Source organism: Bacillus sp. ISO11 (genome assembly GCF_003458115.1).
GTDB lineage: Bacteria > Bacillota > Bacilli > Bacillales > Bacillaceae_G > Bacillus_A > Bacillus_A cereus.
On sequence record NZ_QXCO01000027.1, the window covers coordinates 47,376 to 64,243 of the forward strand.

Here is a 16,868-nt window from a genome sequence, read left to right on the forward strand (position 1 = left end):
ACGTAAAGAAAGCTAGCCATGCCAGCTTTCTTTACGATCCAATATGCTCTTCCTTATTTACAATAATACCTTTATGGTCGATTTCAAGCTCACATACTTTCATATCTGTAAATACTCTCGCTAATTGCTCAGCGATTTCTTGACGCTTCTCATATGGCGTTAATATAAAAATAGATGGCCCCGCACCACTAAGTGCTGTGCCGTACGCACCAAATTCTTTTGCGCATTTACGAATAGATGGTAATAATGGTACGAGTTCTAAACGATATGGTTCGTGAAAATGGTCTCTCTCCATCATTTCACCTACAACTTCCCACCGCTTTTGACATAATGCAGCTACTAATACGTTACTTATCGCACTAGCTTTAACTGCCTCATGAAACGGAAACATCTTTGGTAATACAGATCGACTTTCATCTGTATTTAATTCTGCATTCGGAATGAGAGAAATTACACCCAATTCCTTGCTCTCAATTCTTACGACGGAAACATCCTTTCCATCAAGTGCTCCAATTACAGTTCCACCTAATATAGAAGCAGCAACATTATCAGGATGTCCTTCAAAATTTGTAGCAATTTGAACTTTTTGATCAGCAGTTAAGTTCAAATTGCCTAGTTGATTCGCAAGCTCTATCCCAGCTACAATCGCTGATGCACTACTTCCTAGCCCTCTCGTTAATGGGATATTACTAGTAACTTCTATTATATGGGGTGATATAGAAGGACATACTTTACATGCCGTGCTAACGATTAAATTTTTATCGTCTGTCGGAATTGATTCTTCAAAGGAATGGATTACTTGCCATTTATCAGCTTTTTCTTTAACCACCACACCTAAATACAATGACAAAGCTATTCCAACTGAATCAAATCCAGGACCAACATTCGCCGTACTAGCAGGGACACGAACGCTAAATGGTATCACGACATAATCACCCCTTTAATATGATCTTTAATTTGTTCTATATCATTTGACACACTTGCGATGTCTAGTTGATTTGAAGAAATAGCGATATCAGGATCCTTCAAACCATTTCCAGTTAATACCGCAACAACTGTTTCTCCCTTTTTGATTTTCCCAGATTGAACATGTTTAATTACGCCGGCTAATGAAGCATTTGATCCTGGTTCAGCGAAAACTCCTTCAGTTTTTGCTAATAACCTATACGCATGTAAAATTTCTTCATCTGATACCATATCTATTTCACCACGAGACTGCTCGGCAGCCTCTACTGCATACGCCCAACTTGCTGGGTTACCGATGCGAATCGCTGTTGCAATTGTTTCAGGCTCTTCAATTACATGCCCTTTTACAATTGCAGCTGCTCCTTCCGCTTCAAAGCCATGAATTCTTGGCTTTTTATAACCTTTTTCTTTCTCATATTCACAGAAGCCTTTCCAATACGCTGTAATATTCCCTGCATTCCCAACAGGGATAGCTAGAACATCTGGTGCATTTTGCAATTGGTCACAAATTTCAAACGCTGCTGTTTTTTGCCCTTCAATTCGATAAGGATTTACTGAGTTTACTAACGTAATCGGCTCTTCTGCAGCAATATTTCTTACAGCCTTAAGCGCATCATCGAAATTCCCTTCTATTGAAATAATTTCAGCTCCATAAGCGACCGCTTGCGCTAATTTCCCATGTGCAATCTTTCCTTCCGGTATTACGATAATGCATTTCATCCCAAGACGTGCCGCATATGCTGCAGCTGATGCTGATGTATTACCTGTTGATGCACAAATGATTGCTTCTGAACCTTCTTCTTTCGCCTTAGCAACTGCCATGACCATACCACGATCTTTAAAAGAACCTGTCGGATTCGCTCCTTCGTACTTACCATATAGCTGAATCCCTAATTGTTTTGATATATTTAATAATGGAATAAGTGGTGTGTTTCCTTCCATTAAGCTGACATCAGGTGTATTTTCATTCACCGGTAAATAAGACGCATATTGTTTTAATAGTCCTTTATACATATTGTTTTTCCTCCTCAATAATGTAGTAACTGTTTATTTCACTTGCGACAGCTTCTATCGCTTCTAAAACTCGTTCAAATTGATACTTGGAAGTTCGATGTGTCACAACAACGACTTCTGCCAGTTCACGGTTTAAAGGTAATTGAATAACCTCTTTTAAACTTACAGAATAATTAACGAAACATTCTGTTATTTTTTGTAACATCCCAGGCTCATCTTGTAATGAAATGCGTAAGAAATATTTCGAAACTACTTCTTCATCACCTTGTAATTCATAAGGAACTGGTTCTTTTAACGCACTTTTATTTTTCGGAACTTGATTCATATTTTTAACGATTGAAATAATATCACTTACTACAGCAGAACCAGTCGGTAACTTCCCAGCTCCGGGTCCATAAAACATCACTTCTCCTACCGCTTGGCCATGGACATACACCGCATTAAATTCATTATTCACATTTGATAATGGATGCTGGCTCGGTAAAAGCGTCGGTTCTACACTTAAATGAATGGCTGGTCCTTGTTTTTCAGCCTTACCAATTAACTTCATAGTAAATCCTAACTTTTCAGCCATTTGTAAATCTTCTTTTTCGACCTTTCGAATCCCTCTTACTTGCACATCATCTAATGAAACATTCATCGAAAAACCTAAGTTTGCAAGAATTGCTACCTTTCTCGCCGCATCTAGTCCATCTACATCTGCTGTCGGATCCGATTCTGCAAAGCCTAATTTTTGTGCTTCCTGTAAAGCCTCTTCATAAGACCATCCATTTTGACTCATTTTTGTTAACATATAATTTGTTGTACCATTTACAATTCCCATTATTTTTTCAATTTGATCTGATGCTAGCCCATCAGTTAGTCCTCTTAACACTGGAATACCGCCCGCTACACTCGCTTCGTAACATAAATCACAATCATTATCGTTCGCCAGTTGAAGAAGCTCTGCACCATATACAGCCATTAAATCTTTATTTGCTGTTACGACATGTTTTTTATTTCGTAAAGCCTTAACAATATGCTGTTTTGCTTCTTCAATTCCGCCCATTACCTCTACTACAATATCAATATTTGAATCATTTAGAACTTCATCTGCATGACTTGTTACTGCAATCCCGTCAATACAAACATCGCGTTCTTTTTCCAAATCACGTACAACGACTGTTTTCACTTTCACTTCGTATCCTGTATCAAGTGCGATTTTTTTATAATGTTCTTTCAAAATATGAACAACACCACTTCCGACCGTACCTAAACCTAATACCCCAACATTTATAACGTTATTCATCTTCTAATCTCCTCCTAAAAGTTTAATTATTACATCTATACATCACCTTACTCTGCTTTTTTGTCATGCAGGTGGTGGTTATTTCCGTACTTATAAATCGTTTCATATTACCGCACCTCCTTTCAAAGTAAAAAAACACACCCATCCCTAGGAAAGGGACGAATGTGTTTTCGTGGTTCCACCCTTGTTCCAATCTAGACGTATTTCCTCCTAGATTGCTCAAGTTCAGATAACGGCTGATACCGCCAATAATTACTAGATTACTCGTTCACTATTGAAGTTCAAAGGTGGTAAAATCATTTCTCGTGTTAGGAAGCTCACACCCTTGGCTTCCCTCTCTGTAAACCGTAAAAATGATTTCGTGTCCTTATCGTTACTTTTTCGTTCATGTTTATTTGTTAACTCATTATACTCGCATAAAAAACAAAATCAATACTATTTTTTAATTATTTTAAATTTTCAATCTCTTATACCATAAAAAACACACTCATCCCTAGGAAAGGGACGAATGTGTTTTCGTGGTTCCACCCTTGTTCCAATCTAGACGTATCTCCTTCTAGATTGCTCAAGTTCAGATAACGGCTGATACCGCCAATAATTACTAGATTACTCGTTCACTATTGAAGTTCAAAGGTGGTAAAATCATTTCTCGTGTTAGGAAGCTCACACCCTTGGCTTCCCTCTCTGTAAACCGTAAAAATGATTTCGTGTCCTTATCATTACTTTTTCGTTCATGTCTATTTGTTAACTTATTATAGTTATCAAATTTTTAAAAAGCAAGCCTATTTTTACTAACTATTTTCAAAATAATTTTTTATTATATTTCACAATAGCATTATGCAACTGCCACTCAATTTACCTATTTTGTCATTTCTCCAGTTTATAAATCAACGGTTCATATATAAAGTGAAACTTTAATCAGTGGGGATTTTGTTCATCCCCACTGATTATTAGCCTTCACCAATCGGGCTTTTACGGGCAGTTGATCCCCACCTAACTTCTTTGCTTTCGCTGAATTTTGAGGTAGGGGTGTTACTGCCCGTTAATGCGGGATAAATCCCCATTCTAAAACCCGTACATACTCACCTTACAAAATTATATCAATAAAATTTTTAATACAATCTTTTTGTATAACTTTCTTCTAAAGAACGTGCAACATCTTCTTCTGAAGCATTCACTTTCGCATGCTCTAACAACATTTTTGCTGCTGAAGGTAACTCTTTTTTATGTAACCAAGATTCTGGATCCCATATCTTCGAACGAATAAACGCTTTTGCACAATGAATGTAACACTCTTCTATTTCAACAACAATTCCAAGCAACGGATTACGTCCATTCGCCTGCATTTCTTTCAAAATTTCTTCATCGTTTGTAATATACGCTCGGCCATTTATTCTAAGTGTCTCCCCAAGACCTGGAATAAAAAAGATTAGTCCTACACGTGGATTTGAAATAATATTCAAAATGGAGTCTATACGACGATTTCCTGGCCTTTCTGGAATGATAATTTTATTATTATTGAGTACGTATACAAATCCAGGTGCGTCTCCTCTCGGCGAGGCGTCACACTCCCCCAACTTATTTGCAGTAGATAATACTAGAAAAGGAGATTTAGAAAGGAAATCTACACAATGGTGGTCTAATGATGAAATAACTTTTTTCAATGCTCGCTCACTTGGTTTCCCCAATATTTTCCGTAACTCTTCCTCTGTTGAAATAATCGATTTTATTTCCATACGCTCTATCTCCACTTATAATCGCCCCTTTTTCTTTATTTTCCCAAAATTCAATACGAATATTGTATAATAAAATTTGCAGAAAGGGGAATTAAAATGACAGAGTGGTTAACAATATTTGATTCTGAAAGAAATACACTTGGGAAGAAATTACGCGATGAAGTGCATCGTGACGGTGATTGGCACGAAACATTTCATTGTTGGTTTGTAGAAAAAGATGCTAAAGATATATTCTTATATTTCCAATTACGCTCTAAAAATAAAAAAGAAGCTCCACTTATATGGGATATTACTTCAGCTGGACATATTATGCATGATGAAGATGTACAAATTGGTGGTCTTCGTGAAATCGAAGAAGAATTGGGGCTTTCCTTTCAAACTACTGATTTAGTATACAAAGGAATCTTTAAAATAGATTATGAACTTTCAAATCTTACTGATCGTGAATTTTGTCATATGTATTTTCACAATGTCATCAATCCACTTCCATTCGCACCAGGTGAAGAAGTAGACGATGTGATGAAAGTACATGCAACTTCTTTTCTACAACTATTAAATGGTGAAATTTCATCTTTTACAGCTACTTCTGTTTTGAGCAATAAACCGATAACGATAACTTTTGATGATATTTATCCATATGATCTTGCATACTATGAATTTGTTGTTGAACAAGGAAAAGACTTACTAGAAAATAATAGTTTATAAATAAAATAGGACTCCTAGCATTATATTGCGTGGAGTCCTATTTTTCATTATTGCTCAAGTGCCTTCAATCTTTTCTCTACTCGTATGAATAAGCGAATGATTAGTACTAGCATAAAGATCATTATAGCTAACGTTGTATGGGAGTATCTAAACAGTATACTAATAACACTTCCAATTAACATCATGATGAATCCATTTTGCTTCATCACTTCTGCACTATACCTGTTACCCGCACCCCATAATTCCTTATTTTTCATAGATCGTTTCGTACGATAACCATATGCCGCATTAATATCGGTCGGTGGATTCTTTTGAAGAATAATTGCCGCAAATATAAAAATAATACTAATCAATATGCTTATTCCTATGTTTACTAGTGCATAAATCAATTATATCCCCCCTAACTTACACTTTCATTATACGACATAAACCTTATTTTCCCAATTCATAACACATTCACTTTCTTTCTTTTGATGTCTGGAACATACTTGGAAGTGTTACAAAACGTGCCCCTTTCGTTTTTAACTGCGGAATGATTTTGTCTAGTGCATCTACAGATCCTTGTAAATGCCCACCTGGTGTTGAATGTTGGAGGATGACACTTCCAGGAAATGAATTCCCTAACACATTATTTGTAATCGTATCAGCACTCACACCTTTCCAATCAACCGTATCAACACTCCACTGTACAATCATAAAATTTTGCTCTGTGGCCCATTTTAATTGATTTTCAAGTATTTCACCGTATGGCGGACGTATAAACTTCGGTGCATAACCAGCTAAACGATTTAATATTTCTTCCGTTTTTATAATTTGATTACGGTACTCATCCTCATTTACTTTCGCTAAGTTCGGATGACTATACGTATGATTACCAATTACATGCCCTTCATTCGCAATACGCTTTACTACGTTCGGAAATTTTTCTGCGTTTTCACCAAGTAAGAAGAAAGTCGCTTTTACATTATGTTGTTTTAACTTATCTAAAATTTTTGGCGTAAATTCTAAATCTGGTCCATCATCAAATGTAAGAGCTACTTCCGCTTTATTGTACGGTCCGGAAAATGCGTACGCATATTTTTCGACCCATGAAAATGGTGTCCACGATCCACGCTCATATGCTTTCATTTGTACTTCATAGTTTTGAGGGGTATATACGTATGGCAATGAACTTATATAGTCTCCATAATAAAATGAGTCATATGGCATATAGGCGTATGAAACATCTCGTTCTAGTCCCCAATGATATGGGGCAAACATTTGTGGCGAATAAAAATAATACATAATAAAAACCTCCCTAAAGTTTCATATGTGATTCATCTGCACTTTGTTAGAGAAATTGTTATTCATAAACAAAAAATAAGACTGTCCTTAATTAGGACAGTCTTGCTGCTTTATATTATTAATAAATCGATGTACTATCTTTCGGCAAAGCTTTCACATGTTTTAAATAGTTCGTCACTTTATCATCATCATCTTGCGGATATTGATATTCATACGTGTTAGCAATTTCGTTCGCCACTTCCCTAAATAAATCACCCATGACAAAGAATGAATCCCATATGTTTTCATATTCTGCATTAGAAAATGTTCTTTTAAATTGCTCCCACATATCTTCTTCAATATATTGCTCAAAATGCTTTCCAAACTTCCCTGTATTAACTGTAAAGTCTGTTTTCATACCAATATACCATTCTAGCATTACGATGAACATATCTCGCACCGGTCCTTCAAGCATTCCTTTTGCATAAGAAAGCTCCTCTCTCCATAACCCTTTTGCGATATTCGTACTACACCACCAAAATTCATTACAGCAATCTAAAAACTCTTTTTCTGTAGGCTTTTTTACTAAGTAATCTTTATCGCTTGCTGGCGGGAATTCTTCCAGACAATTATCTTTATCAAGAAGCAGTTTACTTAAACTATCTTGTCCAACGAACTTTTTTATTAACTCAACTGGAACTAGCGTTAAATCAATCCGATTCCCATCCACGAACTGCATTAAATATGGAAACTTCCCATCTTCATCTGGTGGAACTAACGACATTTCTTCTGGCATTTGTACAATCATTATTTCTCCAAATCTATGAATCCAATTATGATTAGACGTAAAAGATTGTATATCATTTACAACATACATAATATCATAGTCTTGAAAACAATCTCTTTTCACATTTGGATTTACACGCGATCCATTCATGATGACAGCTCGAATTCTTTCATCCTCTATTGCTGTATTTATAATTAAATCTAACATTTCTTTTTCAGTTCTCATCTACTTATAGCCTCCAATTTTTTAATATACAATATAGTGTTATGTATACTGGAGGTCCACGAGCTAATCTCGTTATACCCGATACATGTTATAATTTTTGAAACTTCTTTTTCATCCCTTTTTCCTCCTTACATCACTCTTTTACAACTGCCATTCCTTTCAATTTACCAATGCTTTCTACCATTCACTTTTAATCATACAGAAAATTCCGTCTCAAATACAAAAAATAAAGAAGGGACATCTCCCCCTTACAGAATAGATATCCCTTCTTTTAAAGTTAAATTTAATTCCTATGGATTAGTAGACCAAAGTCCAGCAGATTTAATAAATGTACGTTTATTTAATTTCAGCTGCGCTACGATAAATTCTGCAATATCTTCCGCTTGCATTACTTTATCAGGGTTTCCATCAGTTAATCCTAAATCTACAGCCATATCAGTTGCTACTGTACTTGGAGTTAAAGCTGTTACACGAATGTTATGTTTGCGAACTTCCATCGCTAACGATTCTGTTAAGCCAAGGACACCAAATTTAGAAGCACTATATGCACTTGTTACAGGTGCACCTTTTTGTCCTGCTGTAGATGAAATGTTAATGATATCACCAGATTGTTGTTCAATCATGCTCGGTAAGGCTGCACGAGTTGCATAGTATACACCCATTAAGTTTACTTGAATGATTTTTTCCCAATCAGCAACGTCTAGTTCTAAAAACTTACCGAATTTAGAAATACCAGCGTTATTAATTAAAATATCAATAGATCCTAAACCATTTTTTAACGTTTCAATCGCAGTTGTTACTTCTTCGTATGAAGAAACATCTGCAGTTGCAATAACAGCTTTTACGCCTTCTGCTTCTACTTCTTTCGCTACAGCTTTTAAGTTTTCTTCTGAGCGAGCTAAAAGTCCTACATTTACGCCTTCTTTCGCTAATGCAATCGCTACAGCGCGACCAATCCCTCTACCGGCTCCTGTAATTAAAGCATTTTTACCTTGTAATAATTCTGCCAAGTATAACACTCCTTAATCATTTCAGTTATGTATTATATTAAAATTGTATCTATGTTTATGTAAAAAGGCAATGATGCACTTTCATGTGCGTAGGTTACTTGTAGGTAACTATAGAAAGTTTTTATTTATAAGTTTCATTTTTTTACCATTATTCATGTAAAATAAAAACAAATCCAGCATAGGGGAGTGTATGAGTATGAAAAGCGAAGGAAAAGCTTATCAATATAATTGCAGTAACGGCAAATGCATTTTTAAAGAGAAATAGTGTTAGAAGGTTCTCCTTCTAACACTATTTCTCTTCATGATTCGGCATACGCACAATAAATTCAGTACCTTTTCCCTCCTCACTCTCCACTTTTATCTCTCCTTGATGAAGGTCGAGTACTTTCTTTACAATAGCTAAACCTAAGCCACTTCCTCCATAGGCACGATTTCGTGAAGAATCCGCTTTATAAAAACGTTCAAAAATATGTTGTTTCTGTTCTTCTGATATACCAATTCCTGAATCACGGATACGCACTTCCACTACTGTCTCATGTTCCTTTAACTGAATAGTAATCGTACCACCGCTTGGAGTAAATTTAATACTATTATGAATTAAATTAATCCACACTTGACTCATACTTTCTTGGTCAGCAATAACATGTACTTTTTCTAAATCTAGTTCTAACTCAATTTCTTTTTCAGCCCAGAGTGGTTCACTATTTAACACAATTTGCTTTAACTGTTGATCTAATCGATAACTCACTCTTTCTGGTGTATACTCTTCTGATTCTAAAAGAGTTAGCTTCAATAAGTTTTGACTTAGTTTAGATAATCTCGTTGTTTCAGTTTCAATAATGGTAAGATAATGCTTTCTTTTTTCCTCAGAAAAATTATCTTCTTGTAGTGCTCTAGCAAATCCTTTTATAGAAGTTAATGGTGACTGTATTTCATGAGAAACATTCGATACAAATTCTTGTCTCATTTTCTCCATCGTATTCAGTTCATCTGTCATATCATTTATACTTTTTACGAGCACGCCAATTTCTCCATCATACTTTTCTTCATTTCGTATTTTTACGGAGAAGTCTCCTTTTGCAATTTTTTGTATCGGTTCAATAATAGTCCAAATCATCGCCTCTCGTTTTGGTCTCATTAATATTCCAATCAATGTCCAAATAAGAATAATAAATACAAAACCGACCATATCACTAATTAGAAAGGCAACAAACGGCGATACGTTTACGTCAAAAGCATTCAATATACTAGTTGCTACATAAAATGCGATAGACCAAATGATAGTAAGAAAAGAAAAGAGCGCTAATACCGCTCCAAATACTTTCAGCATCTTCAACTTACTCATTCGTTTTCTTTTTCTCATTTACTTACCTCTAAGCGATACCCTAATCCTCTTATTGTTTTAATACTAAATTTCGACTGCTCTTCTTGAAACTTCTCACGTAACCGATTAATATGAACGTCTAGTGTACGCTCATTCCCTTCAAAATCATATCCCCATATTTCTTCAATTAATTGCTCTCTCGAACAAGTTCTTCCCGATTTAGACCCTAAAGTAAAGAGCAGCTCAAATTCTTTTAACGGTAATGTAACCGTTTGTTCTCCAGATGTAACTTCGAATGTTTTACGATTTAATAATACATTTCCAACTTGAATCGATTGGGAAACTGTAATTTGGTAACGTTTCAATAATGCCTTTACTCTCACTACTAATTCTATAGGGTCAAATGGTTTTACAAGATAATCATCTGTCCCAAGGTGAAATCCTTTTACTTTTTGTGATGTTTCCCCTTTGGCAGTTAGCATCAGAACCGGGATATCATAGTATTTTCTTAATTCAAAACATACATCAAATCCATCCATATTTGGCATCATGATATCAAGAATAACCATATCGACTTTTACGTCATCCATTTTCTGAAGTGCATCTACTCCATCAATTGCCTCATATGTTTGAAAACCTTCTCGTTCTAAAAATACCGAAACGAGTTCTCTAATGTGTGGATCGTCATCTACTATTAAAATTTTTGGTATCAAAGGAACCATTTCCTTTCTACTTAGCATCTAATATATTGTTTAAAAATGAATCATCAGTTGAGTAAAATCCCACTGATGATTCATTTTATAATGCCCCCTCTTTAATTTTCAATTGCTGCGTTGCAAACTCACGATACATATCATGCGTCTGTAATAATTCATCATGCGTACCACTACCTGTAAGATTCCCTTTCTCAATAAAGACAATTTTATCTGCATCTACAACAGTAGAAAGTCTATGCGCAATCACTAACGTTGTTCTGCCTTTCATTAAGTTATTTAACGCTTTTTGAACGACAGACTCAGATTTACTATCTAAGCTTGAAGTCGCCTCATCTAACATAAGAATTTGCGGATTTCGAAGTAACGCTCGGGCAATGGCAATTCGCTGTCTTTGTCCTCCAGAAAGTTTCACACCGCGTTCTCCAACTTCTGTTGCATAACCGTTTGGTAAGTCATGAATAAATGCATCAACATATGCCATTGCAGCTACTTTTTCAATTTCTTCATCCGTTACTTCGCCCTCGACACCATAACAAATATTATCACGAATCGTTCCATCAATTAACGGACTATCTTGTGATACGTAACCGATTTGACGTCGCCATGACTCTAATGAATAACTCGTAATTGATTCTTTTCCTAATTTAATGGCACCACTAGTTGGCTCATAAAAACGTTCCAGTAATGAGAATAACGTTGTTTTCCCACTACCACTTGGTCCTACAATCGCTGTCACTTTTCCAGATTCAATTGTGAAATCAATATTTTTCAAAACTTGCTCTTCTTCGTTATACTCAAAATGTACATTTTCAAGAACGATCGGTTGCTTAGCATTTGTCACTTTCACACCAGTTTCATGATCTTCTACTTCATATTCTAAAATCGTACTAATTCTTTCCGTTGCACCAATTGCCTTTTGGAATTGTGTAAAGAACATAGATAATTGACTCATTGGCATTACAATTTGAACTAAATACAAAATAAACGCTACAAGTTCACCGGTTGTTAATGCACCGCTAGAAACTCGCATCCCGCCATACCCTACGATAATAACAAGTAGTGCCATTAAAACAAACGACATAACTGGCGAAATTAATGCTTGCACTTTTCCTTCTTTCAAACCAAATTGTAATAACTTTTGTATACCTGTATTACCCGTTTCATATTCTCTCTTTTCTGTATTTGAAGATTTCACTAAACGAATTTCTGATAACACTTGCGTTAACACACTTGTAAAAGATGCAGTTTCATCTTGAAGCGCTTTTGAAATCTTATACATTTTTCGTCCAAGTGGAACTAAAATTAACACAGACAACGGAATAACCGTTAAAAGTAACGCAGTCATTTTCCAATCTAAAACAAATAATACAATTAACGATCCAACAATTGAAATACCACCTGTTAATAAGTTTGACAAATGCTCAGAAATTAACGTTTTCACAACACCTGTATCATTCGTCATACGGCTAATAGTATCACCTGTTCTATTTTGATCGTAATAAGATACCGGCAAGATAAGTACCTTTTTCCACAAACGTTCTCTTAGTCCCGCTACAATCTTCTGCCCAATATAATTTAGTAAATATATAGACAACCCTGCCGCAATAGTTTGCATTACAAAGAAAGCAACTAACCCAACAATTTGTCCTGCACTAATTGAAGAAAGCGAAAAATTATCTACTAATCCTTTTGTCAGCATAGGAATAAATAAACTCGCTCCCGTAGAAAGCAAACTCATTAACAACGCAAAAACTAAAATTCCTTTCGGAGGATTTGTATCTTGAATAAGGCGTAAAAACTGCCTCCAACTCCCTTTTTTCTTTATTTCATTTCTAACTTCCATTCCTGTTCATCTCCTCATGTTAAACAAAACTGTTCTTTCTAAAATTAGAATACGATACAAATGTAAACTGAATGTAAACACACTTTTTCTATTTTTACAAAATATACATAAAAACTCATCTTTACAACAGATATAAACATCTGATATTATTACCTGGTACTTAATATTATTCTATGTAAATTATAGATAAATAATTTACAACACGATATAAATCTCCAGTTAGTGAAAGGAGTATCCTTTTTGCAAACAAATATACATTCTGAAAAGGAAACAATTATTTTTATTCATGGATTAGTTGGCAATCGTCGCGCCTTCAAAAAAGAGCAAAAACGATTTTCTGCCTCCTACAACATTATAACTTATGACTTATTAGGTCACGGTGATGATAAAGGAGAAGCAATCGACTTTTCATTACAGCGCCTCGTAGATCAATTATTAAACTTATATGAACAAGAAGGTATTAAAAAAGCACATATTTGTGCGCTAAGTTACGGCTGTTACATCTCTACAATTTTTGCACAAATGCATCCAGAAAAAGTATTAAGTATTTGTCATATTGGAGGACATTACAATAACCCTTCTCGTTTATATAATGTATTTCAAAATTTTTGGGAGAAGCGAGGAGATGAATACTCTAAATGGCTCTCTCAATACGCAAATACTATTTTTCCAAGCGGTATATTAAAAGCAAATCCGTTCGCAGTCATTTCAAGAAATATTTACTACCGTTTCGGATTACAATTACATTCATCTATAATTGCCCAGTCATTACGACATCGGTTAGAATTCGATTTAAAATCTAAATTAAAATCACTTCCTCACCCTATACTATGGGTAATGGGAGAGCATGATCATCTCTATAAATCTTGTCTATTTGATTTAAAATCTATTTTACCTAACGTTCTATATAAGGAAATACCGTTAGCGGGACATGCAGCGAACTTATTTCGTCCTAACTATTTCCATGACTTATATGATCGATTTTTAAATGGAAAGTTAAAATAAAAACTATTAAACTTCCAATTTATTCAACTATAAAAAGGCTTCCCAAGTTTCCTTGGAAAGCCTTTTCTCTATACGAAAAGTATATAAAACTACTTTTTCTTAGTATGCTTTTGTGTAACCTAATAGGTGCTTGCTCCAGTAAGAGTTACTTACAGAACTAATACGTACACCAGTTGCATCTGTTTCTGCACTAATGAACTGACCGTTTCCTAAGTAAACACCCATGTGAGAAGGACCTGATTTATAAGTATTTTGGAAGTATACTAAATCACCTGGTTGTGGATTGCTAGTTTTTGTTTTAGAGCTCCAGTATCCAGCAACTGTTTGACGAGCGCCTTTATGACCAGTTTGATTTAATACGTAGTGAATGAATCCACTGCAGTCAAAACCAGCAGGTGTTGTACCAGCAGTTCTGTATGGTGAACCATTTAAAGATCTAGCGAATCCAGCGATTGAAGATGTATCTCCACCTGTTGTTGGTTTTTGTACGTCTTTACCTGGTTGTTGAACGTTATTTGTAACATTATTGTTATTTGTAACGTTGTTTACTCCGCCTTTTACAAACTTAACGAAGTCTGCACTTACATAACCTGTGCGGCCGTTATGGTTAATTTTGTACCAACCATTTTCAGCACCAGTAACGTTTAATACTTTACCATTTGTTACTCCACCGATTACAGCGTTGTATGTAGCTGGGCCTGTACGTACTTTTAAAGCACCAGTGTTAACAACATAAGAACCACCAGTTTGAACTGTTGTAGTATTGTTGTTTGTAGTTGGTTGTTGTGTTTCGTTAGATACAGCAGAACCACCTTTTGTTACGAAGTCTTTGCTTACGTATCCAGTTCCACCATTGAAGTTGATTTTAAACCAATCTTGTACTTCACCTACAACTTGTACTGTTTTACCTTTGTTTACAGAACCTAATACTGTATGAGATGTACTTGGGCCTGTACGTACGTTAAGTGAAGAAACGTTTACTGTGTAAGTACCTGTTCCTTGTTGAACAGTCGTTCCTGTTTTACCACCAGTCGTTACGAAGTCACCACTTACATAACCTGTTTGACCATTTACGTTTACTTTGAACCAACCGTTTTCTTGTCCAACTACTTGTAGCACTTGACCTGATTTCACTTTAGAAATAACGTTATGTCCTGTACCAGCACCTGAACGAACATTTAATACATCAGCAGTTACTGTGTATTTTAATTCAGAAGTTGTTTCTACAGTTTTTGTTTCAGTTACAGTCGTTTGAGTTTGTCCATTAATTTCTTTTAGCGCTTCATTTGAAACTTGTGCATGAGCAGAATCCATTCCTGGAACTGCAACGCCAGCTACAGAAGCTGCTGCTAAACCTGCAATTACTTTTTTCATAAGTTGTCTTTACTTCCTTTCCCTACTATCCTCTTAAAAAAACTTAAAACTTTAATACTTTACAATATTATCAAAGTAAAATATTCATCCAGTTCCATTTTTTAGCAAGAGTTTTATTTTTCACACAGAGTTCATTTTAAATGAACAAAGTGAAATCCGTGTGAACTTCATGTGAACTTTATCATTAATTATAGTGTTTTTGCAATGATTTTTTCAAATTTCTCATATATCGCATGAAAATTCGACATTTCATTTAATATCTCAATATAAAACATCCCTTTTCTATCTTCTATAAAAAATTCTATTAACCTAATACAAACCACATTATGTATTTCCTTATAAAGCTCCTTACATGAAGTATACTTTCATCATGACAAAAATCACTCTATTTATCAATAGTATAATATTTTTAGAAAACTAAATTTCTATACTATCTACAATTTTGAAATAATTTGACGAATTGTAAGATTTATTTCAAAAAAGCCATTTCTCCTTTAAAGAAAACACACACTATATCAACTGTTCTCTTTTTCCGATACTGGAATTTATAGGATATTTATAGTATTATATATATCCTAATAAAATAGAATTTTAGCGAACTGACTAAAGTTTCACTCCCTTATAAAATGAAACTTTAATCAGTAAGGGTTTTATACATCCTCCGCTAATTATTAACCCTCACCACTCGGGCTGCCCATTAATGCGGAGTTTTATTGGAATAAAAAGAGGAGCATATTTGTGAGAAATATAATAGATGATCCAATACAAAAAAATATAGAGTTATACTATGCTTTTATTCAATTCGTTTCAATGATAACATTACAAAAAGTATCAGCTATTGAAACACGTAAAAATGAATTAAAAAATCAGATGAAAAATGCTGGACAAAAAAACCCTTATTACGTATAAAAAAAGGTGAACAGGTTATATTCCTGTTCACCTTTTATCAAATTATTTTATTTATAAATTTTCACACGGGCTTCTAACGGTTGGAATTCTTTTTCACCAGCATGTACTACCGGTTTACCAAATGGCATTTGCGCAGTGAGCTTCCAATTTGCTGGAACATCCCACTCTTTTCTCACTTCTTCATCAATTAGCGGATTGTAATGCTGCAACGTAGCACCAAACCCTTCAATTTCTAAAGCTGTCCAAATTGCAAATTGTAACATTCCTGATGATTGCTGAGACCAAGTTGGGAAATTATCTTTATATAATGCAAAGTTTGCTTGAAGGCTTTCCACTACTTCACTGTCTTCAAAATATAAAACCGTTCCATAACCACTTTTAAATGCATTCATTTTTTCTTCAGTAGGTGCAAAGTTATTTTCAGGTACAATTTTTCGTAACGTTTCTTTCGTAATATCCCATAATTTATCATGTTGTTCCCCTAATAAAACAACAACGCGAGCACTTTGAGAATTAAAAGCTGAAGGTGTATGTTTTACAGCATGATAAATCACTTCTTGAATTTTCTCATCAGAAACTACTTGCTCTTTACTAATTGCATAAATAGATCTTCTGTCTTCAATTGCTGAGTAAAAATCTTTTGCCATCATAATTCCCTCCAATTTTCAATTGAGGCTATTTCATATGTATATATCATATTACG

At 34.8% G+C, this 16,868-nt stretch carries 16 protein-coding genes, 1 pseudogene and 2 other annotated features; of the genes and pseudogenes, 4 read left to right on the forward strand and 13 right to left on the reverse strand.

Translation table 11 applies throughout. The features are described from left to right. Nucleotides 1-31: 31 nt before the first annotated feature. From thrB to D1166_RS23440, 4 genes are all read right to left on the reverse strand, one after another. Complete coding sequence (thrB, locus tag D1166_RS23425; protein ID WP_000612105.1) at nucleotides 32-925, reverse strand: homoserine kinase; 894 nt, start codon at nucleotides 923-925, stop codon at nucleotides 32-34. Next, nucleotides 922-1,980 (reverse strand): threonine synthase, encoded by a 1,059-nt coding sequence (gene thrC, locus D1166_RS23430; RefSeq protein WP_000276433.1) that lies wholly within the window; start codon nucleotides 1,978-1,980, stop codon nucleotides 922-924. Before thrC ends, thrB begins: the two co-directional genes overlap by 4 nt. Next, entirely contained in the window at nucleotides 1,973-3,268 is a 1,296-nt protein-coding gene (locus D1166_RS23435) for a homoserine dehydrogenase (RefSeq protein WP_001066899.1), read from the reverse strand. The genes thrC and D1166_RS23435 overlap by 8 nt, the downstream gene beginning before the upstream one ends. 151 nt (nucleotides 3,269-3,419) lie before the next feature. Next, nucleotides 3,420-3,651 (reverse strand) — a binding site (T-box leader). 114 nt (nucleotides 3,652-3,765) lie between these two features. Then, nucleotides 3,766-3,997 (reverse strand) — a binding site (T-box leader). Between the two features lie 383 nt (nucleotides 3,998-4,380). Next, nucleotides 4,381-5,019, reverse strand: a complete 639-nt coding sequence (locus tag D1166_RS23440; RefSeq protein WP_000402130.1) for a pyridoxamine 5'-phosphate oxidase family protein — start codon at nucleotides 5,017-5,019, stop codon at nucleotides 4,381-4,383. 81 nt (nucleotides 5,020-5,100) lie between these two features. Between D1166_RS23440 and D1166_RS23445 the strand changes: the two genes are divergently transcribed. Beyond that, nucleotides 5,101-5,709 (forward strand): NUDIX hydrolase, encoded by a 609-nt coding sequence (locus tag D1166_RS23445; protein ID WP_097855737.1) that lies wholly within the window; start codon nucleotides 5,101-5,103, stop codon nucleotides 5,707-5,709. Between the two features lie 47 nt (nucleotides 5,710-5,756). On the opposite strand, the gene D1166_RS23450 is transcribed toward D1166_RS23445, so the two are convergent. The 4 genes from D1166_RS23450 to D1166_RS23465 all read right to left on the reverse strand — a co-directional run bounded on the left by D1166_RS23450 (nucleotide 5,757) and on the right by D1166_RS23465 (nucleotide 8,994). Beyond that, a complete protein-coding gene (locus D1166_RS23450) occupies nucleotides 5,757-6,095 on the reverse strand; it encodes an SdpI family protein (protein ID WP_025966230.1) in 339 nt (112 codons plus the stop codon). 70 nt (nucleotides 6,096-6,165) lie between these two features. Continuing rightward, nucleotides 6,166-6,993 carry a peptidoglycan-N-acetylglucosamine deacetylase gene (locus D1166_RS23455; protein WP_097855738.1) on the reverse strand — a complete coding sequence of 276 codons (828 nt, stop codon included), beginning with the start codon at nucleotides 6,991-6,993 and terminating at the stop codon, nucleotides 6,166-6,168. Nucleotides 6,994-7,111: 118 nt separating this feature from the next. After that, complete coding sequence (locus tag D1166_RS23460; RefSeq protein WP_097855739.1) at nucleotides 7,112-7,984, reverse strand: aminoglycoside 6-adenylyltransferase; 873 nt, start codon at nucleotides 7,982-7,984, stop codon at nucleotides 7,112-7,114. 290 nt (nucleotides 7,985-8,274) lie between these two features. After that, on the reverse strand, nucleotides 8,275-8,994 hold the full coding sequence (locus tag D1166_RS23465) for a 3-ketoacyl-ACP reductase (protein WP_000818985.1): 720 nt from the start codon (nucleotides 8,992-8,994) through the stop codon (nucleotides 8,275-8,277). Between the two features lie 196 nt (nucleotides 8,995-9,190). Between D1166_RS23465 and D1166_RS32395 the strand changes: the two are divergent. Beyond that, a pseudogene (locus tag D1166_RS32395) lies at nucleotides 9,191-9,259 on the forward strand (DUF3139 domain-containing protein); the annotation flags it as partial. A 24-nt stretch (nucleotides 9,260-9,283) separates the two neighbouring features. Here the strand turns inward: D1166_RS32395 and hitS are convergent. The 3 genes from hitS to D1166_RS23480 all read right to left on the reverse strand — a co-directional run bounded on the left by hitS (nucleotide 9,284) and on the right by D1166_RS23480 (nucleotide 12,877). Beyond that, nucleotides 9,284-10,357, reverse strand: coding sequence for an envelope stress sensor histidine kinase HitS (hitS, locus tag D1166_RS23470; RefSeq protein WP_001231622.1), 1,074 nt, complete (start codon nucleotides 10,355-10,357; stop codon nucleotides 9,284-9,286). Next, the gene (gene hitR / locus D1166_RS23475; protein ID WP_000612414.1) at nucleotides 10,354-11,031 is read right to left on the reverse strand and encodes an envelope stress response regulator transcription factor HitR; all 678 of its coding nucleotides are present in this window, start codon (nucleotides 11,029-11,031) and stop codon (nucleotides 10,354-10,356) included. The genes hitS and hitR overlap by 4 nt, the downstream gene beginning before the upstream one ends. Before the next feature lie 85 nt (nucleotides 11,032-11,116). Next, nucleotides 11,117-12,877, reverse strand: a complete 1,761-nt coding sequence (locus D1166_RS23480; protein ID WP_000453867.1) for an ABC transporter ATP-binding protein — start codon at nucleotides 12,875-12,877, stop codon at nucleotides 11,117-11,119. Between the two features lie 240 nt (nucleotides 12,878-13,117). On the opposite strand from D1166_RS23480, the gene D1166_RS23485 reads away from it, so the two are divergent. Next, nucleotides 13,118-13,882 carry an alpha/beta fold hydrolase gene (locus D1166_RS23485; RefSeq protein WP_001194306.1) on the forward strand — a complete coding sequence of 255 codons (765 nt, stop codon included), beginning with the start codon at nucleotides 13,118-13,120 and terminating at the stop codon, nucleotides 13,880-13,882. A gap of 99 nt (nucleotides 13,883-13,981) precedes the next feature. Here D1166_RS23485 and entFM read toward each other — a convergent pair whose 3' ends face one another. Beyond that, complete coding sequence (gene entFM, locus D1166_RS23490) at nucleotides 13,982-15,256, reverse strand: enterotoxin EntFM (RefSeq protein WP_118043441.1); 1,275 nt, start codon at nucleotides 15,254-15,256, stop codon at nucleotides 13,982-13,984. A gap of 738 nt (nucleotides 15,257-15,994) precedes the next feature. Between entFM and D1166_RS23495 the strand changes: the two genes are divergently transcribed. Then, nucleotides 15,995-16,165 (forward strand): hypothetical protein, encoded by a 171-nt coding sequence (locus D1166_RS23495; protein ID WP_001244279.1) that lies wholly within the window; start codon nucleotides 15,995-15,997, stop codon nucleotides 16,163-16,165. Between the two features lie 47 nt (nucleotides 16,166-16,212). On the opposite strand, the gene D1166_RS23500 is transcribed toward D1166_RS23495, so the two are convergent. After that, a complete protein-coding gene (locus tag D1166_RS23500; RefSeq protein ID WP_170950841.1) occupies nucleotides 16,213-16,815 on the reverse strand; it encodes a nitroreductase family protein in 603 nt (200 codons plus the stop codon). Between the last annotated feature and the right edge of the window lie 53 nt (nucleotides 16,816-16,868).

Coding starts and splice junctions, on each gene's coding strand:
- D1166_RS23445 (WP_097855737.1), top strand. CDS start 5,101: ATGACAGAGTGGTTAACAATATTTGATTCTGAAAGAAATACACTTGGG.
- D1166_RS23435 (WP_001066899.1), bottom strand. CDS start 3,268: ATGAATAACGTTATAAATGTTGGGGTATTAGGTTTAGGTACGGTCGGA.
- entFM (WP_118043441.1), bottom strand. CDS start 15,256: ATGAAAAAAGTAATTGCAGGTTTAGCAGCAGCTTCTGTAGCTGGCGTT.
- D1166_RS23460 (WP_097855739.1), bottom strand. CDS start 7,984: ATGAGAACTGAAAAAGAAATGTTAGATTTAATTATAAATACAGCAATA.
- thrC (WP_000276433.1), bottom strand. CDS start 1,980: ATGTATAAAGGACTATTAAAACAATATGCGTCTTATTTACCGGTGAAT.
- D1166_RS23480 (WP_000453867.1), bottom strand. CDS start 12,877: ATGGAAGTTAGAAATGAAATAAAGAAAAAAGGGAGTTGGAGGCAGTTT.
- D1166_RS23500 (WP_170950841.1), bottom strand. CDS start 16,815: ATGATGGCAAAAGATTTTTACTCAGCAATTGAAGACAGAAGATCTATT.
- hitS (WP_001231622.1), bottom strand. CDS start 10,357: ATGAGAAAAAGAAAACGAATGAGTAAGTTGAAGATGCTGAAAGTATTT.
- D1166_RS23455 (WP_097855738.1), bottom strand. CDS start 6,993: ATGTATTATTTTTATTCGCCACAAATGTTTGCCCCATATCATTGGGGA.